The sequence below is a fragment of the Salmonella sp. 32020114201800008SM genome, from assembly GCF_017572025.1.
GTDB lineage: Bacteria > Pseudomonadota > Gammaproteobacteria > Enterobacterales > Enterobacteriaceae > Salmonella > Salmonella enterica.
Map to the genome: position 1 here is coordinate 1 of NZ_JAGEQM010000002.1, position 21,131 is coordinate 21,131.

The 21,131-nt window shown below is 53.2% G+C and carries 18 protein-coding genes and 1 pseudogene; 10 read left to right on the forward strand and 9 right to left on the reverse strand.

Going from position 1 to position 21,131, the window contains the following annotated elements:
• Positions 1–229 (forward strand): annotated as a pseudogene (locus J4613_RS06090) (IS110 family transposase); the annotation flags it as partial.
• 45 nt (positions 230–274) lie between these two features.
• Here J4613_RS06090 and J4613_RS06095 read toward each other — a convergent pair.
• Complete coding sequence (locus J4613_RS06095; RefSeq protein ID WP_000973246.1) at positions 275–712, reverse strand: acetyltransferase; 438 nt, start codon at positions 710–712, stop codon at positions 275–277.
• A 156-nt stretch (positions 713–868) separates the two neighbouring features.
• Here J4613_RS06095 and metA point away from each other — a divergent pair, with 156 nt between their 5' ends.
• The 4 genes from metA (at position 869) to aceK (ending at position 6,857) form a co-directional block, all read left to right on the forward strand.
• The gene (gene metA, locus J4613_RS06100; RefSeq protein WP_001122767.1) at positions 869–1,798 is read left to right on the forward strand and encodes a homoserine O-succinyltransferase; all 930 of its coding nucleotides are present in this window, start codon (positions 869–871) and stop codon (positions 1,796–1,798) included.
• A gap of 268 nt (positions 1,799–2,066) precedes the next feature.
• On the forward strand, positions 2,067–3,668 hold the full coding sequence (gene aceB / locus J4613_RS06105) for a malate synthase A (protein ID WP_001069371.1): 1,602 nt from the start codon (positions 2,067–2,069) through the stop codon (positions 3,666–3,668).
• 31 nt (positions 3,669–3,699) lie between these two features.
• A complete protein-coding gene (gene aceA / locus J4613_RS06110) occupies positions 3,700–5,004 on the forward strand; it encodes an isocitrate lyase (protein WP_000857884.1) in 1,305 nt (434 codons plus the stop codon).
• Positions 5,005–5,105: 101 nt separating this feature from the next.
• Positions 5,106–6,857, forward strand: coding sequence for a bifunctional isocitrate dehydrogenase kinase/phosphatase (gene aceK / locus J4613_RS06115; RefSeq protein ID WP_001137259.1), 1,752 nt, complete (start codon positions 5,106–5,108; stop codon positions 6,855–6,857).
• Here aceK and J4613_RS06120 read toward each other — a convergent pair.
• Both J4613_RS06120 and iclR read right to left on the reverse strand, forming a co-directional pair.
• Positions 6,821–7,228, reverse strand: a complete 408-nt coding sequence (locus J4613_RS06120) for an ASCH domain-containing protein (protein ID WP_010989091.1) — start codon at positions 7,226–7,228, stop codon at positions 6,821–6,823. The genes aceK and J4613_RS06120 overlap by 37 nt on opposite strands.
• Positions 7,229–7,238: 10 nt before the next feature.
• The gene (gene iclR, locus J4613_RS06125; protein WP_000226434.1) at positions 7,239–8,063 is read right to left on the reverse strand and encodes a glyoxylate bypass operon transcriptional repressor IclR; all 825 of its coding nucleotides are present in this window, start codon (positions 8,061–8,063) and stop codon (positions 7,239–7,241) included.
• 304 nt (positions 8,064–8,367) lie between these two features.
• On the opposite strand from iclR, the gene metH reads away from it, so the two are divergent.
• Together metH and J4613_RS06135 are read left to right on the forward strand one after the other, a co-directional pair.
• Entirely contained in the window at positions 8,368–12,051 is a 3,684-nt protein-coding gene (gene metH / locus J4613_RS06130; protein ID WP_080083378.1) for a methionine synthase, read from the forward strand.
• A 266-nt stretch (positions 12,052–12,317) separates the two neighbouring features.
• Positions 12,318–13,949 carry a Na/Pi cotransporter family protein gene (locus tag J4613_RS06135; RefSeq protein ID WP_023237622.1) on the forward strand — a complete coding sequence of 544 codons (1,632 nt, stop codon included), beginning with the start codon at positions 12,318–12,320 and terminating at the stop codon, positions 13,947–13,949.
• An 89-nt stretch (positions 13,950–14,038) separates the two neighbouring features.
• On the opposite strand, the gene pepE is transcribed toward J4613_RS06135, so the two are convergent.
• Positions 14,039–14,728, reverse strand: coding sequence for a dipeptidase PepE (pepE, locus tag J4613_RS06140; RefSeq protein WP_000421791.1), 690 nt, complete (start codon positions 14,726–14,728; stop codon positions 14,039–14,041).
• Positions 14,729–14,799: 71 nt separating this feature from the next.
• On the opposite strand from pepE, the gene J4613_RS06145 reads away from it, so the two are divergent.
• Genes J4613_RS06145 through rluF form a run of 3 tightly spaced genes read left to right on the forward strand, consistent with a single transcriptional unit; the run spans position 14,800 to position 16,391 of the window.
• On the forward strand, positions 14,800–14,901 hold the full coding sequence (locus J4613_RS06145) for a hypothetical protein (protein WP_001541281.1): 102 nt from the start codon (positions 14,800–14,802) through the stop codon (positions 14,899–14,901).
• A gap of 34 nt (positions 14,902–14,935) precedes the next feature.
• Entirely contained in the window at positions 14,936–15,475 is a 540-nt protein-coding gene (locus J4613_RS06150; protein WP_001096724.1) for a DUF2058 domain-containing protein, read from the forward strand.
• A 46-nt stretch (positions 15,476–15,521) separates the two neighbouring features.
• A complete protein-coding gene (gene rluF, locus J4613_RS06155) occupies positions 15,522–16,391 on the forward strand; it encodes a 23S rRNA pseudouridine(2604) synthase RluF (protein WP_000954619.1) in 870 nt (289 codons plus the stop codon).
• Here the strand turns inward: rluF and J4613_RS06160 are convergent.
• The 5 genes from J4613_RS06160 to J4613_RS06180 all read right to left on the reverse strand — a co-directional run bounded on the left by J4613_RS06160 (position 16,388) and on the right by J4613_RS06180 (position 20,800).
• Positions 16,388–16,660 (reverse strand): DUF3811 domain-containing protein, encoded by a 273-nt coding sequence (locus tag J4613_RS06160; RefSeq protein WP_001207628.1) that lies wholly within the window; start codon positions 16,658–16,660, stop codon positions 16,388–16,390. The two genes, rluF and J4613_RS06160, sit on opposite strands and share 4 nt — an antisense overlap.
• Before the next feature lie 62 nt (positions 16,661–16,722).
• The gene (locus J4613_RS06165; RefSeq protein WP_001068171.1) at positions 16,723–17,481 is read right to left on the reverse strand and encodes a DeoR/GlpR family DNA-binding transcription regulator; all 759 of its coding nucleotides are present in this window, start codon (positions 17,479–17,481) and stop codon (positions 16,723–16,725) included.
• Positions 17,468–18,331 (reverse strand): Cof-type HAD-IIB family hydrolase, encoded by an 864-nt coding sequence (locus tag J4613_RS06170; RefSeq protein ID WP_000924640.1) that lies wholly within the window; start codon positions 18,329–18,331, stop codon positions 17,468–17,470. The genes J4613_RS06165 and J4613_RS06170 overlap by 14 nt, the downstream gene beginning before the upstream one ends.
• A 16-nt stretch (positions 18,332–18,347) precedes the next feature.
• On the reverse strand, positions 18,348–19,187 hold the full coding sequence (locus J4613_RS06175; RefSeq protein WP_001621518.1) for a hypothetical protein: 840 nt from the start codon (positions 19,185–19,187) through the stop codon (positions 18,348–18,350).
• A gap of 23 nt (positions 19,188–19,210) precedes the next feature.
• Entirely contained in the window at positions 19,211–20,800 is a 1,590-nt protein-coding gene (locus J4613_RS06180; protein ID WP_198871437.1) for a PTS sugar transporter, read from the reverse strand.
• Between the last annotated feature and the right edge of the window lie 331 nt (positions 20,801–21,131).

Sequence of the window (21,131 nt, forward strand, 5' to 3'; positions counted from 1 at the left end):
ACATATGTCAAAAACAGGACCGTCAGGAGTGCGGGCTAAGCTGTACGTTGCAGCGCTGACCGCGAGCCGCTGGAACAAACAGGCGAAGGCTATCTATGAAAGGCTGGTCGCAAAGGGCAAGGCGAAGCAAGCCGCGCTGGGAGCTGTGATGCGCAAACTGGTACATTTATGCTTCGGCGTGTTGAAAACGCGGCTTCCGTGGGATGAAAATTATGTAGCTACCGCTTGACGTTCAAGACGGTAGCTACATGCACTTATCAGACAGCGCCGCTACTCACGGATAAATTAAATTCAACAATGGATACGGTTTCCCAAGATCGTCGACCTCCGAACGTCCCGTCACCTTAAATCCCATTTTCTTATAAAATCCAACAGCTTGTGTATTCTGCTCGTTAACATTGGTTGTCAACCTTGGTGCCAGTGTTAACGCATGTTCAACCAGCATCTTACCGATACCCTGACCACGCACGTCCGGATCGACAAACAGCGCATCCATATGTTCGCCGGTAAGCAGCATAAATCCTACCGGCTCATCCTGATCGGTCACGGCAACCCATAGTGGCGCTTCTGGCAGAAAATCGCTCACCAGTTCTTCCAGTTCGGCCCGATAAGCGTTTGACAGAAAATCGTGCGTAGCATCGACTGAGCGACGCCAGATCGCAATCAGTTTTTCCCCTTCCTCATGCCTTGAACGGCGAATGTTAATCATCATCTTCACTCCTTTTTTGCTTACTTCTATTCTAATGCAAATGCTGTCGTGAAACTTTCTCACCTTGAACTTGCAGACTCGACATTCGCCTGATTTCTGAGTATCTTCAGCTATCTGGATGTCTAAACGTTTAAACGTATGTCGTGAGGTTATCAGGTTATGCCGATTCGCGTGCTGGACGAGCTACCCGCCGTCAATTTTTTACGTGAGGAGAATGTCTTCGTCATGACGACTTCTCGCGCATCAGGTCAGGAAATTCGCCCGCTAAAGGTACTTATCCTTAACCTGATGCCGAAGAAGATTGAAACGGAAAATCAGTTTCTGCGTTTGCTATCGAACTCGCCATTGCAGGTCGATATTCAACTACTGCGGATAGATGCCCGCGAGTCGAGGAACACGCCAGCCGAGCATCTGAACAACTTTTACTGTAACTTCGACGATATCTGCGATCAGAACTTTGATGGGCTTATCGTGACCGGAGCGCCGCTGGGTCTGGTGGAGTTTAATGACGTGGCTTACTGGCCGCAGATTAGGCAGGTGCTGGAATGGGCGAAAGATCACGTTACTTCGACGCTATTTGTCTGTTGGGCCGTCCAGGCTGCACTCAATATTCTGTATGGTATCCCTAAGCAGACCCGTACAGATAAACTTTCCGGCGTCTATGAACATCACATCCTCCATCCTCATGCTCTGTTGACGCGTGGTTTTGATGATTCGTTTCTTGCGCCACACTCACGCTATGCCGATTTCCCGGCGGCGCTGATACGGGATTATACGGATCTTGAAATTCTGGCCGAAACAGAAGAAGGGGATGCGTACCTGTTTGCCAGCAAAGATAAACGTATTGCGTTTGTCACCGGTCATCCTGAATATGACGCTCATACGTTAGCGGGTGAATATTTTCGTGACGTTGAGGCCGGGTTAAATCCGGAGGTTCCGTACAACTATTTCCCAAAAAACGATCCGCAAAACATACCGCGCGCAACCTGGCGCAGCCACGGTAATTTACTGTTTACTAACTGGCTCAACTATTATGTCTACCAGATTACGCCATATGATCTGCGTCACATGAATCCAACCCTGGATTAATCTTCTGCTTCTGACGATCCTAAAGCGTTTCAGCATGTTGAATCAGGCACCTTCGGGTGCCTTTTTTATTTCCGAAACGCACCTCATCATGTAATTAAATTTAATTTATATTGTTATCAATAGGTTAATGCATAATTAAATTAAAAATGGAAATTGTTTTTGATTTTGAAATTTAATTGAGTAGTCTTAGTTGTGTTGAACGAAAAGCGCACAGTGATCCTTCGTTCGCATTGGGGATGTATCTGGATCAACAACGAGGAGCTGCATGATGAATCCACAGGCAACCACAACTGATGAATTAACCTTTACCAGGCCGCAAGGCGAGCTGGAAAAGCAAGTCCTGACCGCTGAAGCAGTCGAGTTTTTGACGGAGTTAGTCACCCGTTTTACGCCAAAACGCAATAAACTCCTGGCTGCACGTATCCAGCAACAGCAGGATATTGATAACGGTAAGTTGCCTGATTTTATTTCGGAAACCACTTCCATTAGAGAAAGTAATTGGCAGATTCGTGGTATTCCGGCGGATTTACAGGATCGCCGAGTAGAAATTACCGGGCCGGTTGAACGTAAAATGGTGATTAATGCCCTGAACGCAAACGTGAAAGTGTTTATGGCGGATTTTGAAGACTCGCTGGCGCCGGACTGGAATAAAGTTATTGATGGTCAAATCAACCTGCGTGATGCGGTGAACGGCACCATTAGCTATACCAACGAAGCCGGAAAAATCTATCAGCTCAAGCCCGATCCGGCCGTATTGATTTGTCGTGTACGCGGTCTACATCTGCCAGAAAAACATGTTACCTGGCGGGGGGAAGCCATTCCCGGCAGCCTGTTTGATTTTGCTCTGTACTTTTTCCACAACTATAAAGCGCTGCTCGCTAAAGGTAGCGGCCCGTATTTTTACCTGCCGAAAACGCAAGCCTGGCAGGAAGCAGCCTGGTGGAGTGAAGTTTTCAGCTACGCCGAAGACCGCTTTAACCTGCCGCGCGGTACGATCAAAGCGACCCTGTTGATTGAAACGCTGCCGGCTGTTTTCCAGATGGATGAGATTCTTCATGCGCTGCGTGATCATATCGTCGGTCTCAACTGTGGTCGCTGGGATTATATTTTCAGCTATATCAAAACGTTGAAAAATCACCCGGATCGCGTCCTGCCGGACAGGCAGGTGGTAACGATGGACAAACCGTTTCTGAGCGCCTACTCGCGCCTGCTGATCAAAACCTGTCACAAGCGCGGCGCGTTCGCGATGGGCGGTATGGCGGCGTTTATCCCGAGCAAAGACGTTGAACGCAACAATCAGGTCCTTGCCAAAGTGAAAGCGGATAAAGCGCTGGAAGCGAACAACGGCCACGACGGCACGTGGATTGCGCATCCCGGGTTGGCGGATACCGCAATGGCCGTCTTTAACGAGGTACTGGGCGAGCACAAAAATCAGCTGTTCATTACCCGTGATGAAGATGCGCCGATTACCGCTGAACAGTTACTGGAGCCATGTGAAGGCGAACGCACAGAAGCGGGAATGCGCGCCAATATTCGCGTGGCAGTGCAGTACATTGAAGCGTGGATCTCCGGCAATGGCTGTGTACCGATTTACGGTCTGATGGAGGATGCCGCGACGGCGGAAATCTCACGAACCTCTATCTGGCAGTGGATTCACCATGAGAAAACACTGAGCAATGGAAAACCCGTAACGAAAGCGCTTTTCCGCGAAATGTTGGCGGAAGAGATGCGGGTAATCCAGGACGAGCTGGGCGAGCACCGCTACAGCAGCGGGCGCTTCGACGATGCCGCACGTCTGATGGAGCAAATCACCACCTCAGATGACTTAATCGACTTCCTCACCCTGCCGGGCTATCGCTTACTGGCTTAATTCACCACATAACAATATGGAGCATCTGCACATGAAAACCCGTACTCAACAAATCGAAGAATTACAGAAAGAGTGGACACAACCGCGCTGGGAAGGCATCACCCGCCCGTACAGCGCGGAGGAGGTGGTGAAATTACGCGGCTCGGTTAACCCGGAGTGCACGCTGGCGCAGCTCGGCGCCGCGAAAATGTGGCGGCTGTTGCACGGTGAAGCGAAAAAAGGCTATATCAACAGCCTTGGCGCGCTGACCGGCGGTCAGGCGTTGCAGCAGGCGAAAGCTGGTATTGAGGCGATTTATCTTTCAGGCTGGCAGGTGGCGGCAGATGCCAACCTGGCATCCAGCATGTATCCGGATCAATCGTTGTACCCGGCAAACTCTGTTCCGGCGGTAGTGGATCGGATCAACAACACTTTCCGTCGTGCAGATCAGATCCAGTGGGCATCCGGTATTGAACCCAACGATCCGCGCTATGTGGATTACTTCCTGCCGATCGTTGCTGATGCGGAAGCCGGTTTTGGCGGCGTTCTGAATGCCTTCGAACTGATGAAATCGATGATTGAAGCCGGTGCAGCGGCCGTTCACTTCGAAGATCAGCTGGCGTCGGTGAAGAAATGCGGCCATATGGGCGGCAAGGTGCTGGTCCCCACGCAGGAGGCGATTCAGAAACTGGTTGCTGCGCGTCTGGCCGCTGATGTGATGGGCGTCCCGACGCTGGTGATTGCGCGTACCGATGCGGATGCGGCAGATCTGATCACCTCCGACTGCGATCCCTATGACAGCAGTTTTATTACCGGCGAACGCACCAGCGAAGGTTTCTACCGCACCCATGCGGGCATTGAGCAGGCGATCAGCCGCGGTCTGGCGTATGCCCCGTATGCCGATCTGGTGTGGTGCGAAACCTCTACGCCGGATCTCGAACTGGCGCGTCGTTTTGCCGATGCTATCCACGCGAAGTATCCGGGCAAACTGCTGGCCTATAACTGTTCACCATCCTTCAACTGGCAGAAGAATCTGGACGACAAGACCATTGCCAGCTTCCAGCAGCAGTTGTCGGACATGGGTTACAAATACCAGTTTATTACCCTGGCGGGCATCCACAGCATGTGGTTCAACATGTTTGACCTGGCGCATGCATACGCTCAGGGCGAGGGCATGAAACACTATGTTGAGAAGGTTCAACAACCCGAGTTCGCCGCGGCGAAAGACGGCTACACCTTTGTTTCCCACCAGCAGGAAGTGGGCACTGGTTACTTCGACAAAGTCACCACCATTATTCAGGGTGGCGCGTCATCCGTTACCGCGTTAACGGGTTCCACCGAAGAATCGCAGTTTTGATTGATGCCCGGTGGCGCTGCGCTTACCGGGCCTACAGATAGCGTAGGCCGGATAAGCGAACGCGCCATCCGGCAGGACGTGGTGCCGGATGAGGGGAAAAAATGCCGCGTGGCCTGGAATTACTGATTGCTCAAACCATCCTGCAAGGCTTTGACGCGCAGTATGGTCGATTTCTGGAAGTGACTTCCGGCGCGCAGCAGCGTTTTGAACAGGCCGACTGGCACGCCGTCCAGCAGGCGATGAAAAGCCGTATCCACCTCTATGATCATCATGTGGGTCTGGTGGTGGAGCAACTGCGCTGTATTACCGATGGCAAAAGTACCGACGCGGATTTCCTTTTACGCGTTAAAGAGCATTACACCCGGCTGTTGCCGGATTACCCGCGCTTCGAGATTGCGGAGAGCTTTTTCAACTCCGTTTATTGCCGGTTATTTGACCACCGCTCGTTAACACCCGAGCGGTTGTTTATTTTCAGTTCGCAACCGGAGCGTCGCTTCCGTACTATCCCGCGCCCGCTGGCCAAAGACTTCTTTCCCGATCACGGTTGGGAGCTGCTGTTGATGCGCATACTCAGTGACTTACCGCTGCGTCTGCCCTGGCAGAATAAAAGCCGGGATATCCGCTATATTATCGCGCACCTGACTGAAACACTGGGCGAGGACGCGCTACCTCGCTGCCATGTCCAGGTGGCGAACGAGTTGTTTTACCGTAATAAAGCGGCCTGGCTGGTAGGTAAATTAACCACACCTGACGGTACGCTGCCGTTTTTATTGCCGATTCATCGCACTGATGAGGGTGAACTATTTGTCGATACCTGCCTGACCACCACGGCAGAAGCGAGCATTGTGTTTGGTTTTGCCCGCTCTTATTTTATGGTGTATGCGCCGCTGCCTGCCGCGCTGGTTGAGTGGTTGCGTGAAATCCTGCCGGGTAAAACCACTGCCGAACTGTATATGGCGATTGGCTGCCAGAAACATGCGAAAACCGAAAGCTACCGCGAATATTTATGTTATCTGGCTGAAAGTGATGAGAAATTCATTGAGGCGCCTGGTATCCGCGGCATGGTGATGCTGGTGTTTACCCTGCCAGGTTTCGACCGGGTATTTAAAATCATTAAAGACAAATTCGCCCCGCAGAAAGAGATGTCTGCCGCCCATGTGCGTGCCTGTTATCAACTGGTAAAAGAGCATGATCGCGTCGGTCGTATGGCGGATACCCAGGAGTTTGAGAATTTCGTACTGGATAAACGGCAAATCGATCCGGCGCTGATGGCGCTGTTACGGCAAGAAGTGCCAGAGAAGATTACCGATCTTGGGGAACATATCGTCATTCGCCATCTCTATATTGAACGTCGCATGGTGCCGCTCAATATCTGGCTGGAACAGGTAGAAGGCCAGCAGTTGCGCGATGCGATAGAAGAATATGGTAATGCGATTCGCCAGCTTGCCGCCGCTAATATTTTCCCCGGCGATATGTTGTTTAAAAACTTTGGCGTTACCCGTCATGGCCGCGTGGTGTTCTACGACTACGATGAAATTTGCTACATGACGGAAGTGAATTTCCGCGATATTCCGCCAGCGCGTTATCCGGAAGACGAACTGGCCAGCGAACCCTGGTATAGCGTCTCGCCGGGTGATGTTTTCCCGGAGGAGTTTCGCCACTGGCTGTGTGCCGATCCGCGTATCGGGCCATTGTTTGAAGAGATGCATGCCGACCTGTTTCGCGCCGATTACTGGCGCGCGCTACAGACGCGTATTAAAGAAGGGCATGTAGAAGATGTGTATGCCTATCGACGTCGCCAGCGCTTTAGCGTGCGTTACGGCGCGATCTCAAGTACGGCGAACTCTTCGTAAACCAGTTCCATCTCCGGCGACCAATTACCCTCGCGCTCAAAAAAGGCCCGGTGTGCCGCTTGCCAGTACGCCAGGCTAAGATCGCCTTCGCCTTCCAGTGCGGCGAGATCGGCGCTCATCTCGTTAAAACGGATCAGCCTGAGCGCCAGCGTGCGTATGACGCACACGGCGTCGCCTGTGCCGTTGAGCACAATGTGATATGACCCGGGCGTGACAGGGGGTTGCTCTTTCTGATAGCTAACCAGCGAGCTACAGGTGCCACGCTTTTTACCGGCGACCACTAGCGCCGCCAGCTCGTCGGCCAGCGCCGGCGAATCACCGAAAGACCAACAGAAGGCCTGTGGGTACTTCTCCTGCCAGTATAATTTCAGGCTGCTCATTTCAGCGAGTTCCACCATAGGCCAGCGTCACCTCTTTCGCCGCTTTAATCACCATGGCGCCAAGTTCGGTGACGCGATCGTCGGTAATGCGTGAGCAGGGGCCGGAAATAGAGAGGGCCGCAAACGGTTCGCGGTGTTCGTCATAAATACACGAGGCCACGCAGCGCAGACCGAGCGCATGTTCTTCGTCGTCAAAGGAATAGCCGCGCTTGCGTGTTTGGGCGAGGTCATCTTTCAGATGCAACGGCGACACCAGCGTCGCATGGGTATAAGCGTGCAACCCCTTGCGGTGCAGCAGACTGGTAACCTGTTCCTCACTGAGCTGTGATAAAAACGCCTTGCCCGCGCCAGAGGCGTGCATGGGCAGCTTGCCGCCAATAGGGGCGGACATGCGCATCAATTGTGTGCACTGCACCTGGTCGATAATAATGGCCTGATGGTCGCTCTGGTCGAGTACGGCAAGGTTTACCGTTTCGCCGGAATCCTCCATCAGCTTGCGCAAAATCGGATGGACAATCGCCAGCAGATTACGGCTCTGTAAGAAGCTGCTGCCGACGATAAACGCGTGTGCGCCTACGGCCCAGTGGCCCAGCTCACCAACCTGGCGGACAAAACCCTGCTGCTGCATGGTGGTGAGTAGACGGTGAGTCGTGGAATTAGGCAAACCCGCCTGTTGCGCCAGTTCGGTCAGCGCGACGCTGCCGTTGGACTCGGCAATCCACTCCAGCAGCTTCAGACCACGGGTTAATGACTGAACCTGCCCGGTTACGGGTGCAGTGGTAGCGGCAGGTTTTCTCCCGCGTTTCGCGGGAACAGGGGCAACCATGGCAGACTCCTTTTTCTGTATCGTGGAAATCATTTTCGTTTTATTCAATTATAATGCAAGAGTTCCTGAACTGATCGGATGAGTGACATCACAGGATGCCCGATGGCGCTGCGCTTATCAGGCCTACGCTTTGGGAGCCGCCAAAGTAATTTGTAGACTGGATAAGGCGCTTGCGTCGCCATCCGGCAAAGCGACAGAAGTGGGTGGCAAGCTGAACATGTCTCATGTTGCCCGTTGTTCTCTTTTCCGCCAGCACGCTTTGTGCCAGTATGGCTCGTTACGTGGAGCGTTGTCGGGAGCGAGTGTGAGCAGCAAAGTTGAACAACTGCGTGCGCAGTTAAATGAACGTATTCTGGTGCTGGACGGCGGTATGGGCACCATGATCCAGAGCTATCGTCTACATGAAGAAGATTTCCGCGGGGAGCGCTTTGCCGACTGGCCCTGCGACCTGAAAGGCAACAATGACCTGCTGGTCCTCAGCAAGCCGGAGGTGATCGCCGCTATCCACAACGCCTACTTTGAGGCGGGCGCGGATATCATCGAAACCAACACCTTTAACTCGACAACCATTGCGATGGCGGATTACCGGATGGAATCCCTGTCGGCGGAAATTAACTATGCGGCGGCCAAACTGGCGCGCGCCTGCGCCGATGAATGGACGGTGCGTACGCCGAACAAACCGCGCTACGTCGCGGGTGTGCTCGGCCCAACCAACCGCACGGCCTCCATTTCGCCGGACGTCAACGACCCGGCGTTTCGTAATATCACCTTCGATCAGCTGGTGGCGGCCTACCGTGAATCCACCAAAGCGCTGGTGGAAGGCGGGGCGGACCTGATCCTGATTGAAACCGTCTTCGACACCCTCAACGCCAAAGCGGCGGTGTTTGCGGTGAAAGAAGAGTTTGAAGCGCTGGGCGTTGATCTGCCGATCATGATTTCCGGCACCATCACCGACGCCTCTGGCCGTACGCTTTCCGGCCAGACGACCGAAGCCTTTTATAACTCGCTGCGCCACGCCGAGGCGCTCACTTTTGGCCTTAACTGCGCGCTGGGGCCTGATGAGCTGCGCCAGTACGTCCAGGAACTGTCGCGGATTGCCGAATGCTACGTCACCGCGCACCCGAACGCCGGCCTGCCGAACGCTTTCGGCGAGTACGACCTCGACGCCGACACCATGGCGAAACAGATTCGCGAATGGGCGGAAGCGGGCTTCCTGAATATTGTTGGCGGCTGCTGCGGCACCACGCCGGAGCATATTGCGGCGATGAGCCGCGCCGTTGCCGGTTTGCCGCCGCGCCAGCTGCCGGATATCCCGGTGGCCTGCCGCCTTTCCGGCCTGGAGCCGCTGAATATCGGCGACGATAGCCTGTTTGTCAACGTCGGCGAACGTACTAACGTCACCGGCTCGGCCAAATTTAAGCGCTTGATCAAAGAAGAGAAATACAGCGAAGCGCTGGATGTCGCCCGTCAGCAGGTAGAAAGCGGCGCGCAGATTATTGATATCAATATGGATGAGGGGATGCTCGACGCCGAAGCGGCGATGGTGCGTTTCCTCAGCCTGATTGCCGGTGAGCCGGACATTGCCCGTGTACCAATCATGATTGACTCCTCCAAATGGGAGGTTATCGAAAAAGGGCTGAAGTGCATTCAGGGTAAAGGCATCGTCAACTCTATTTCGATGAAAGAGGGCGTGGAAGCCTTTATCCATCATGCGAAGTTGCTACGTCGCTATGGCGCCGCAGTGGTGGTGATGGCTTTTGATGAGCAGGGGCAGGCCGATACCCGCGAGCGTAAAATCGAAATTTGCCGCCGAGCCTACAAAATTCTCACCGAAGAGGTGGGCTTCCCGCCGGAAGATATTATCTTCGACCCGAACATTTTCGCCGTGGCGACCGGTATTGAAGAGCACAACAACTACGCGCAGGACTTTATCGGCGCTTGTGAAGACATCAAACGCGAGCTGCCGCACGCGCTGATCTCCGGCGGCGTGTCTAACGTGTCCTTCTCGTTCCGCGGCAACGACCCGGTACGTGAGGCTATCCACGCGGTATTCCTCTACTACGCCATCCGCAACGGCATGGACATGGGCATCGTCAACGCCGGGCAACTGGCGATTTATGACGATCTGCCCGCCGAGCTGCGCGATGCGGTTGAAGATGTCATTCTTAACCGTCGCGATGACGGCACCGAGCGTTTGCTGGAACTGGCGGAGAAATATCGCGGCAGTAAAACCGACGAGGCTGCCAACGCCCAGCAGGCGGAATGGCGTAGCTGGGACGTGAAAAAGCGTCTCGAATACTCGCTGGTGAAAGGCATTACCGAATTTATCGAACAGGATACCGAAGAAGCCCGCCAGCAGGCCGCCCGCCCGATTGAGGTGATCGAAGGCCCGCTGATGGACGGCATGAACGTGGTCGGCGACCTGTTCGGCGAAGGGAAAATGTTCCTGCCGCAGGTGGTGAAATCCGCTCGCGTGATGAAACAAGCGGTGGCCTACCTGGAGCCGTTTATTGAAGCCAGCAAAGAAAAAGGCTCCAGCAACGGCAAGATGGTGATTGCCACCGTGAAGGGCGATGTGCACGACATTGGCAAGAACATTGTCGGCGTGGTGCTGCAATGCAACAACTACGAAATCGTCGATCTCGGCGTGATGGTGCCAGCGGAGAAAATCCTCAGAACGGCGCGTGAAGTGAATGCCGATCTGATTGGTCTTTCCGGGCTGATTACCCCGTCGCTGGACGAAATGGTCAACGTGGCGAAAGAGATGGAGCGTCAGGGCTTTACTATCCCGCTACTGATCGGCGGCGCAACCACTTCGAAAGCGCATACGGCGGTGAAAATCGAGCAGAACTACAGCGGTCCGACGGTCTACGTGCAGAATGCTTCGCGTACCGTGGGCGTGGTGGCGGCGCTACTCTCCGACACCCAGCGTGATGACTTTGTCGCCCGTACCCGCAAAGAGTACGAAACCGTGCGTATTCAGCACGCCCGCAAAAAACCGCGCACGCCGCCGGTCACGCTGGAAGCGGCGCGCGATAACGATCTGGCATTCGATTGGGAACGCTACACCCCGCCGGTAGCCCACCGTCTGGGCGTGCAGGAGGTGGAAGCCAGCATCGAAACTCTGCGCAACTACATCGACTGGACGCCGTTCTTTATGACCTGGTCGCTGGCAGGGAAGTATCCGCGTATCCTCGAAGATGAAGTGGTGGGTGAAGAGGCGCAGCGTTTGTTTAAAGACGCCAATGATATGCTGGATAAACTGAGCGCCGAGAAACTGTTGAATCCGCGTGGCGTGGTGGGCCTGTTCCCGGCGAACCGCATCGGCGATGACATCGAAATCTATCGCGACGAAACCCGTACTCATGTTCTGACGGTCAGCCACCACCTGCGCCAGCAGACCGAGAAAGTCGGTTTTGCCAACTACTGCTTGTCTGACTTTGTTGCGCCGAAACTGAGCGGCAAAGCGGACTACATCGGCGCGTTTGCAGTCACCGGCGGTCTTGAAGAAGACGCCCTGGCTGATGCTTACGAAGCGCAACACGACGACTATAACAAGATCATGGTGAAAGCGATTGCCGACCGTCTGGCGGAAGCGTTCGCGGAATATCTGCATGAGCGTGTACGTAAGGTTTACTGGGGATATGCGCCGAACGAGAGCCTGAGTAACGACGAATTAATCCGCGAAAACTACCAGGGGATTCGCCCGGCGCCGGGTTATCCTGCCTGCCCGGAACATACCGAAAAAGGCACTATCTGGCAGCTACTGGATGTCGAAAAACACACCGGGATGAAGCTCACCGAATCTTTCGCCATGTGGCCTGGCGCGTCGGTCTCCGGCTGGTACTTCAGCCATCCTGAGAGCAAATACTTCGCGGTAGCGCAGATCCAACGCGATCAGGTGACAGATTATGCTTTTCGTAAAGGAATGAGCGTTGAGGACGTTGAGCGATGGCTGGCGCCGAACCTGGGTTACGATGCGGACTGATTCATAAAATCGTCACTTTTCCTTACAACATACAAGGCACTCATTGGGTGCCTTGTCTCTTTCTTACAATTAAACCCTTATACTGAAGGAAGGCTCTACGCTGAATTTGCCGGATGGCGGCGTAAACGCCTTATCCAGCATACCGTATTACGTATGGTAAGCCCGGTGGCGTGCAACGCCAGCAGGCCTTAACGCTGTGCGCCATCAGGCAATTTATCGCAAGTGAGCTTCAGGAAAACGTATAACGATAAGGAGAACCTGACGCCGTGTTAACTTTGCTCCATCTACTTTCTGCCGTTGCGCTGTTGGTATGGGGAACACATATCGTTCGTACTGGCGTAATGCGCGTGTTTGGCGCGCGTCTACGTACTGTCCTCAGCCGCAGCGTGGAAAAGAAACCGCTCGCCTTTTGTGCGGGTATCGGTGTTACCGCGCTGGTACAAAGCAGTAACGCCACCACTTTATTGGTAACGTCGTTTGTCGCCCAGGATCTTGTCGCCCTGACGCCAGCTCTGGTGATTGTGCTGGGCGCTGATGTGGGTACTGCGCTAATGGCGCGTATTCTCACCTTTGATTTGTCGTGGCTGTCGCCGCTGCTGATTTTTATCGGCGTGATTTTCTTTTTAGGACGTAAGCAGTCCCGCGCCGGGCAGCTGGGGCGCGTCGGTATCGGGCTTGGCCTGATTCTACTGGCGCTGGAGCTGATTGTGCAGGCAGTGACGCCGATCACTCAGGCTAATGGCGTGCAGGTCATTTTCGCGTCGCTGACGGGCGACATTATGCTGGATGCGCTGATTGGCGCGATGTTCGCTATTATCAGTTATTCCAGCCTGGCGGCGGTGTTGCTGACGGCGACCCTGACGGCGGCGGGGATTATATCGTTCCCGGTGGCGTTGTGCCTGGTCATCGGCGCCAATCTGGGATCGGGGCTGCTGGCGATGCTCAATAACAGCGCCGCCAATGCTGCCGCGCGTCGCGTAGCGCTCGGCAGCCTATTGTTCAAATTGATCGGCAGCCTGGTCATCCTGCCGTTTGTCCATCCGCTGGCGAATCTGATGGATGAGCTACCGCTACCGAAATCAGAGCTGGTGATCTATTTCCACGTTTTCTATAACCTGGTGCGCTGCCTGGCGATGGTGCCATTTGCCGAGCTGATGGCGCGTTTTTGTAAACGAATTATTCGTGATGAGCCTGAACTAGATACCCATCTGAAGCCGAAACATCTGGATGTCAGCGCGCTGGATACGCCAACGCTGGCGCTGGCTAATGCTGCCCGTGAGGTGTTGCGCATTGGCGATGCGATGGAACAGATGATGGAAGGGCTAAAAAAGGTCATGCACGGCGAACCGCGTGAAGAGAAAGCGCTGCGCAAGCTGGCGGATGACGTTAACGTGCTCTACACCGCGATTAAGCTTTATCTGGCGCGAATGCCGAAAGACGAGCTGGCGGCGGAGGAGTCCCGCCGGTGGGCGGAGATTATTGAGATGGCCCTGAACCTCGAACAGGCGTCGGATATTATCGAGCGAATGGGCAGTGAGATTGCCGACAAGTCGCTGGCGGCGCGTCGGGCATTTTCAGAAGAAGGATTGAAAGAGCTGGATGCGCTTTACGATCAACTGCTCAGTAATCTGCAACTGGCGATGTCGGTCTTTTTCTCCGGCGATGTCACCAGCGCCCGTCGGTTGCGCCGCAGTAAACATCGCTTCCGTATACTTAATCGCCGATACTCACATGCGCATGTCGACCGCCTGCACCAGCAGAACGTGCAAAGTATTGAAACCAGCTCGCTCCATTTAGGGCTGCTGGGCGATATGAAGCGTCTTAACTCACTGTTCTGTTCGGTCGCCTATAGCGTACTGGAACAGCCGGATCAGGACGAGGAACGGGGCGAGTATTAAGTGAAATGCCGGATGGCGGTGTAAACGTCTTCCGGCCTACGGAGAACATGCGTGTAGGCCCGTCATTCGGCATTCAATGTGGCCAGAGATTAAAAGCGATGACCCGCTTCCAGCGCCACGGCCTCCTCGCCCGCTTTAAACACCCAGGTGGTATTCGGGCCGCCGAGAACCGCCTGGCCGTTGCTCACCTGAATCCAGTTACCTTCCGGCAAACCAATCACTGCCAGTTCCGGCGCGACCACCAGCAGTTCGCGAATACGCTGCTCGCGGGTCTCGCCCTTATGACCTTCCGGCAAGGCGTTAGTGAAGTGAGGATTAATTTGCAGCGGGAACAGATCCAGCGCGTCGAAACCGTTTGGATCGACGATCGGCATATCGTTGGTCGTGCGGATAGTCGGGCAGGCAAGGTTGGCGCCCGCGCTCCAGCCGATATACAGCGCGCCGCGTTTTACCCTGTCCGCCATCGGTGCCAGCAGCCCGCGTTCACGCGATTCTTTCAGTAGCTGGAAGGTATTTCCGCCGCCGACAATAATGATTTCCGCTTTCTCAATCGCCGCAAGCGGATCGGCGACACGATGAATCCCTGTGACGTTTACCCCTAATGGCGCAAGCACCTCTGCGGTTTTATCCGTGTACTCGTCCCATGTTTGCGTGACGCCGGCAAACGGAATAAACACGGCTGAGCGTCGACCGTTCAACTGATTCGCTATCAGCGGCAGAGCGTGTTCCAGCCAGGCTTTACCCGGCAGCGTCGAGTTACTTAATAAAAGCAGTTCCATTACTTCTCCACCTCATCAGGAAATGTCAAAACGTAATAATGCTACCATTATCCATTTAATGTCTTACTGATATGGCTCATGATGTTACGCGTGTCACAGGCAAAGCGCGGTCGCTAAAAGTGACGACAGGCCAGATCTGCCATCTGGTATCGCCTGAAAAATTACAGGTATAATCCGCAAAATTATTTAACACGTTTAGAGACGAAAATGGCAAAACTGACCTTACAAGAGCAACTGCTACAAGCGGGATTAGTGACCAGCAAAAAAATGGCCAAAGTCCAGCGCACGGCTAAAAAATCACGCGTTCAGGCTCGTGAGGCCAGAGAAGCGGTGGAAGAAAATAAAAAGGCGCAACTTGAGCGTGATAAACAACTCAGTGAACAGCAAAAACAAGCGGTTTTAGCGAAAGAGTTTAAAGCTCAGGTTAAGCAACTTATTGAAATGAATAGAATCAATGTATCTAAAGGCGATATTGGTTTTAACTTCACCGATAATAACGTCATCAAAAAAATAGACGTGGATAAGCTCACTCAGACGCAACTGATTAATGGGCGTCTCGCGATTGCGCGTCTGGTTATCAATAACAGCGGTGAATGTGAATATGCGATTATTCCCGCGAGCGTCGCCGATAAAATCGCACAACGAGATGCGGACAGTATTGTCGTAAACAGTGCGCTGAGTCAGGAAGAGCAGGACGAAGATGATCCGTATGCCGATTTTAAAGTTCCTGACGATTTGATGTGGTAAGTCACATTCCCGACGTTTATGTAGAAAAATTTCTCAGAGAGTAAATATGCTGACCGACACATCTACCCGGCTTAATAAATATATCAGTGAAAGCGGCATCTGTTCGCGTCGCGAGGCGGACCGTTTTATCGAACAGGGCAATGTTTTTATCAACGGCAAACGCGCCGCCATTGGCGATCAGGTGGTCGCCGGGGATGTTGTTAAAGTAAATGGTCGGTTGATTGAGCCGCGAGAAGCGGATGATTTAGTGCTGATTGCGCTGAATAAACCGGTTGGCATTGTCAGTACCACTGAAGACGGCGAACGCGACAATATTGTCGATTTTGTGAACCACAGCAAACGTATCTTCCCGATTGGTCGTCTGGATAAAGACTCGCAGGGGCTGATATTTCTGACTAACCACGGCGATCTGGTCAATAAGATTCTGCGTGCCGGTAACGATCACGAAAAAGAGTATCTGGTGACGGTGGATAAACCGATTACCGACGAGTTTATTCGCGGTATGGGCGCTGGCGTGCCGATTCTGGGTACCGTCACCAAAAAATGTAAGGTGAAAAAAGAGGCGCCGTTTGTCTTTCGCATCACCCTGGTGCAGGGATTAAACCGTCAGATCCGTCGTATGTGTGAATACTTTGGTTATGAAGTGACGAAACTGGAGCGTACGCGCATTATGAACGTCAGCCTGAGCGGGATTCCGCTGGGCGAGTGGCGCGATCTGACGGACGATGAGCTGATCGATCTGTTTAAGTTGATTGAGCGTTCCTCTTCCGAAGCCAAACCAAAGGCCAAAGCGAAGCCGAAGACCACGGGTATTAAGCGACCGGTCGTGGCGATCGAAAAAAGCAATGAGAAAGCACGCCCGACATCAAGCGGTAAGCGCTTTACCTCGCCGGGACGAAAGAAGAAAGGACGTTAACGTCTGCCGCGCGTCGGCGTATTCGCCGACCAGGAGAATGACGCTTCCGTATCGGGTTTATACGCCTGCTTTTTCTTCAACTGGCGGGCTTTTTTCGCTTCAGCCTCACGCAGCGCCATCAGCTTATCGATGTACTCCTTTTTTACGCTGTTGGTCTCAGAATTGGTCAGCGGACGACCGTGCGCAATACGGGCGCGGTCCAGCAACGTTTTCAGTTCGCGCTGTTCGCGCTCGGTCATCTCTTTTTGGGTAATGCGGGGGAGTGCCATACGGGTGCCCTCAGTTAGCCGATGCATTTAGTCTACGGCAATACGCAACGGGCGGATAGCGCTCAGTCAGCAATCCGCAGCTTTCCAGCGAAATCCTGTGGCGTATAACCCGTTGACGTAAATCCTTTATCCGTGATGATGTTATCGATTTCTTTTACGCTTGCGATGCACATCACACCGTCCTGACCAAATTTGGTATGGTCAGCGAGAATCACTGATTTTTTGCTCATCGCAATCATGGCTTTGGCAACGTAGGCTTCTTCAAAGCTCTTCACCAACACGCCATGCTGGGGAGAAATGCCGCCAGCGCCAATAAAACAGATATCCGCGTGAATTGCGTTAATCTGCTGACACACCGAGACGCCGAGGTTGGCGCGAAAATGGTAATCATATTCGCCGCCTAATACATACACGCGGGCCTGCAGGTTATGCTCTTTAATTTTATCGGCAATCAGGGCTGAATTGGTAATCACGGAAAAAGCGAGAGGCGGTAATTGCTCGGCCAGAATAAGGTTAGTTGTACAGGAATCAATAAACAATGTATCCCGTTCACTGACCATTTCGGCGGCAAGTTTGCCAATCGCTATTTTCTCTTCGCGATGCGCCTCTATTCTTGCGCTAAACGCATCCTCCTGGACAACTTGCTTTTTGACTGCGCCCCCATGAATCTTAGTGATTTTGCCTTCAGATTCCAGTAAGGAGAGATCGCGACGAATGGTTTCTGAGGTGACGTTGAGCATTTCCGATAATTTAATAACGGTGACTTCACCGAATTTGTTTAATTCATCAAGAATATGTTTTCGTCTTTTAATTGGATTCATTATCTTTCGCCGCCGTCAACCTTTGGCGCATGGTAACTGGATGCGTAAGGCAACGCAACCACTCCAACGCATGGACGATACCCTCCTCATCATTCGTGGCAGTCACATAGCCGGCCTGCCGCTTTACTGCATCCGGCGCGTTGCCCATTGCGATGCTGATTCCGGCGGCGGCAAACATGCTGACATCATTCTGCTGATCGCCAATCGCGACCACCTTGTCAGAAGATATATTTAAATAATGAATTAATTGTTCTATTATGCACCCTTTATTTATATCGGATCTTTGAATATCAATATAATTCTCTCCCGTGACAACCGCATAATATCCACAAGGCAGGTGATTATTCACTTCTGTACACAGATTATCTATCTCCGGAGATGCGGCAACAAGGGTAATTTTATATATGTTGCGACGATTAAAGATATTTTCTGCAGTTTCAGTTATAAGCGGTAATCCAAATAAGCGAGCCTCATATGTTGTCCAGTGCGCAATCAGTCTATCGTCACGATGGTGAATTGCTTCGGCACTAAAAAAATGGTGGTGATAGCGGGAAAGAGAAATATGCTGGTCAATATTCCACAGGTCTGTGGCGGTCAGAGGGGCAGCATGAATAATGCGCTGTCCCGCCATCTCCAGAAGGTGTCCGCAGTTAAAACCGGCGCACCAGCTAAACAACCTATCAACCTGTTGTTGGCGTAGCAGGCGTACCATTGAGGAGACCGGTCTGGCGGAACATGCCGCCAGTAGACCACCGTCCTGGCGGAACGCAATCAGCGCCTGACGCGTGCGCGGGCTGATTGTTTTCTGCGAGGTGAGTAATGTTCCATCCAGATCGGTGATTAACAACATCTCTCGTTCCCTGATATCAATGAACAATAAACGGCGTAACGGCTTCTTTGGCGGCGTTGCACACCATGTTGTCGATAGCCGTACCGACCACCAGAATATTGACTCCGGTATCTTTAAACGCTTTCGCGTTGGCGAGGTTAATCCCGCCTTCCGCCAGCGTCGGAACATCCACCGCGCCGACCAACGCCCGCAGGCGATCTTTAATCATCTGCGGGATATCGCCTGCCGCTACGCCTTCATAGCTCATGCCGGTCATCAGACCAATCATATCCACACCGATATCCTGCATCCGCTTCGCCACGCTGGCGACCTCTTCCGGCGTGCGTGCAGGAATACCGAAAGTATGCAGATCGTCAGGATGGCCAATGTAGGCATCGACGGTCAGACCATATTGATGGGCGAGATTAACGATGTCCTGCAGATCGTCCCAGTCGGATTTATGCGTATGTAAACCATCGGCTCCAGCGCGGACAATCTCCAGAATTTCCGTTTCGCTGAGCGGCACCGGTAAGGTTTCGGTAAAACCGCCGGCGATACCAACGGTGATAAAAATATCGTCCGGGACCACATTACGAACACCGTGTACGGCCTCAGCCATCTGGCTATTGGTGATTTCGTGACGAATCTGCTCCGCCGCGTGCATGTTGCTCACGCCTTTGTGTCCACGCGCCAGCGCCAACGCGGGGTGGTTCGGCTCCAGAAGCTTAACGCCAGCCTCACACACGGCTTTCGCCAGGCGCGCATCGTCGCCGGTTATTCCTGTGCTGAGGATGGTTTGCCCACCGTGAAGCGTGATGGCTTCTTTCACTTTCTGTAACGCTTTGGCGCGTTTTTTATTCATATCGCCTTTAAACATGGTGTACCTCTGGTGTTGGTGCATTAATTAACGGCTGTCGTTGTTGATTCGCTCTGTACGACAGGTTTGAAACGGTTAGCAATAATGGTGGTAAGGCAGGTCATCGCCATTGTGGCAATCATTACGATGGCCATCTGTAGCGCATTGCTGGATAAGAACGGTGAGGCGAAAGCCGGAACATAGGCCACGCCTTTGACGTTAAAAAAGCCCAGCATCATGCCGCCCATCCCGGCCCAAAAAATGGCGGAGCCAAAAACAATTTTGTTGGCGAACATGAAGGGATAGGCGGATTCAACAAAGGTGCCAAAACCCAGGTTAATGAGCAGGCCCGGCGTAGCAACGGCAGCTTCGCTTTTTTCACGCGGGGCGATCACATTGGCAAGGTTAATACCTGCGGCCACCATCACCAGACCGACCATATCGACCGCGCCGAGGAAGCTGACGCCGGATTTTTCCATCTCCAGCAGCACCAACGGCAGGATCACCGCGTGATAGACGCCGCCGAGAATGGCAGGCCAGATAACCAGACCAGCCAGCAGCCCGGCAAGAATTGGGCTGAATGCCAGCGTGCTTTCGATAGCCAGTTTGATGTAATTACCCGCAGATAGCGCCAGCGGACTCAGCAGATAGTGCATGACTAACCCAGCGGCAAGGCCCGATATCCCACCGGCGACGATGTTGACGGTAGTCATTGGGAAGCGCCAGTTCAGGCACAGCTCGAACAGCCAACGGACGAAAATCCCCGCCATTACACCGCCGATAATGCCGCCGATCAGTCCGCCCTCTACGGAAAGCACGCCAGCGACGACCCCGGCCACAATTGAAACTTCATCCAGTTCGGAAATCTGTTTTGCCGCCAGTACCGCGACTAACACTGGCAGACCTTTTAATAAGATTTCAAAGATATCGTTAAGTTTTTCCAGTCCTGGTATGTGGCTCAGGGCGAGTACAATCGCCATGGCGATAAAGCCTGGTAGAGCAGGGATCATGATGCTACGAATGTTAAAACGTTTGAGCAGGCTTTTTCCGGAACCGCTCTGCGAGGGCGAAGCGCTACCCAACTGTGGTTTGTACTTGATACCCCAATGGTTACACAGCGACGCCACGAAGGAGACGGCGCGGGTACGGCTGGTGGTGCCAGTTGTTCCGGAGGTCGCGACCACATTCGCCCCCTTTGCCGCCACCAGCGCCATGGAGGTTCCCCCGGTGCCGACAATCGGTGTTTTCATCTCAACGGCGGCGGCAAAAACGGCCTGGTTCGCCTTTACCGGATCAGCGCTCATTACCACGATCCCATCGATCTCACCGCGGCGGATCATCTCAGCGATTTGGCGATCGCTTTCTACTACCGAGGTGTTTACCTCCGAAAGTTTGCCCTGAAATATGCGCTGTGGTTTTTGTTGGTTTTCTGTGGTTAATGCATAAACCGATGCCGAGGTATCCGGTTTGGCGACGTCCATCGAGGCTTCTGCCGCGATAAACTGTACGGCGGCCACATTCACGCCCGCAGCCTCACACTGCTGATAAATTTCCTGGAGTAACTTCTCTGGCTCGGCGCCACCCAGGTTGTAGAGGTTGCCTCCACTGCTTCCAATAATCGCAATTTTTTTCATAGCGGCCTCAAATAGGGTAAAGGGGGTTATCTGTGTTGTAGTGCAATCATAATTCCAACTAAAACAAAATAAAGCAACAATGAAAAGGTGGTTTTATACCAAATGATATCAATTTTCAAATGTAACTCACTAAAATATAATGATTAATTTGTGTTTTTGCTTTGTGTTGTTTCGTGTGGTTTTGTGACGAGGTTCAAAATGAGGAGTGCATAAATAGGGGAAAGCTGCCCATGTTGATGGGACGAGTAGGGTGTTGCGGATTCCTGAGCAGTATTCCGCCGGCAGCGCCTGGCGCGGGAACCGCCGGATGACGCGCCTGCGTCGCCATCCG

Bases quoted from the DNA above. Each gene is read 5' to 3' on its own strand.
- metA (WP_001122767.1), top strand. From the start codon at position 869: ATGCCGATTCGCGTGCTGGACGAGCTACCCGCCGTCAATTTTTTACGT.
- J4613_RS06160 (WP_001207628.1), bottom strand. From the start codon at position 16,660: ATGGCACTCCCCCGCATTACCCAAAAAGAGATGACCGAGCGCGAACAG.
- rluF (WP_000954619.1), top strand. From the start codon at position 15,522: ATGCTGACCGACACATCTACCCGGCTTAATAAATATATCAGTGAAAGC.
- aceK (WP_001137259.1), top strand. From the start codon at position 5,106: ATGCCGCGTGGCCTGGAATTACTGATTGCTCAAACCATCCTGCAAGGC.
- aceA (WP_000857884.1), top strand. From the start codon at position 3,700: ATGAAAACCCGTACTCAACAAATCGAAGAATTACAGAAAGAGTGGACA.
- J4613_RS06095 (WP_000973246.1), bottom strand. From the start codon at position 712: ATGATGATTAACATTCGCCGTTCAAGGCATGAGGAAGGGGAAAAACTG.
- J4613_RS06180 (WP_198871437.1), bottom strand. From the start codon at position 20,800: ATGAAAAAAATTGCGATTATTGGAAGCAGTGGAGGCAACCTCTACAAC.
- J4613_RS06170 (WP_000924640.1), bottom strand. From the start codon at position 18,331: ATGTTGTTAATCACCGATCTGGATGGAACATTACTCACCTCGCAGAAA.
- iclR (WP_000226434.1), bottom strand. From the start codon at position 8,063: ATGGTTGCCCCTGTTCCCGCGAAACGCGGGAGAAAACCTGCCGCTACC.
- J4613_RS06175 (WP_001621518.1), bottom strand. From the start codon at position 19,187: ATGTTTAAAGGCGATATGAATAAAAAACGCGCCAAAGCGTTACAGAAA.
- pepE (WP_000421791.1), bottom strand. From the start codon at position 14,728: ATGGAACTGCTTTTATTAAGTAACTCGACGCTGCCGGGTAAAGCCTGG.
- aceB (WP_001069371.1), top strand. From the start codon at position 2,067: ATGAATCCACAGGCAACCACAACTGATGAATTAACCTTTACCAGGCCG.
- J4613_RS06145 (WP_001541281.1), top strand. From the start codon at position 14,800: ATGGCTCATGATGTTACGCGTGTCACAGGCAAAGCGCGGTCGCTAAAA.
- J4613_RS06150 (WP_001096724.1), top strand. From the start codon at position 14,936: ATGGCAAAACTGACCTTACAAGAGCAACTGCTACAAGCGGGATTAGTG.
- J4613_RS06165 (WP_001068171.1), bottom strand. From the start codon at position 17,481: ATGAATCCAATTAAAAGACGAAAACATATTCTTGATGAATTAAACAAA.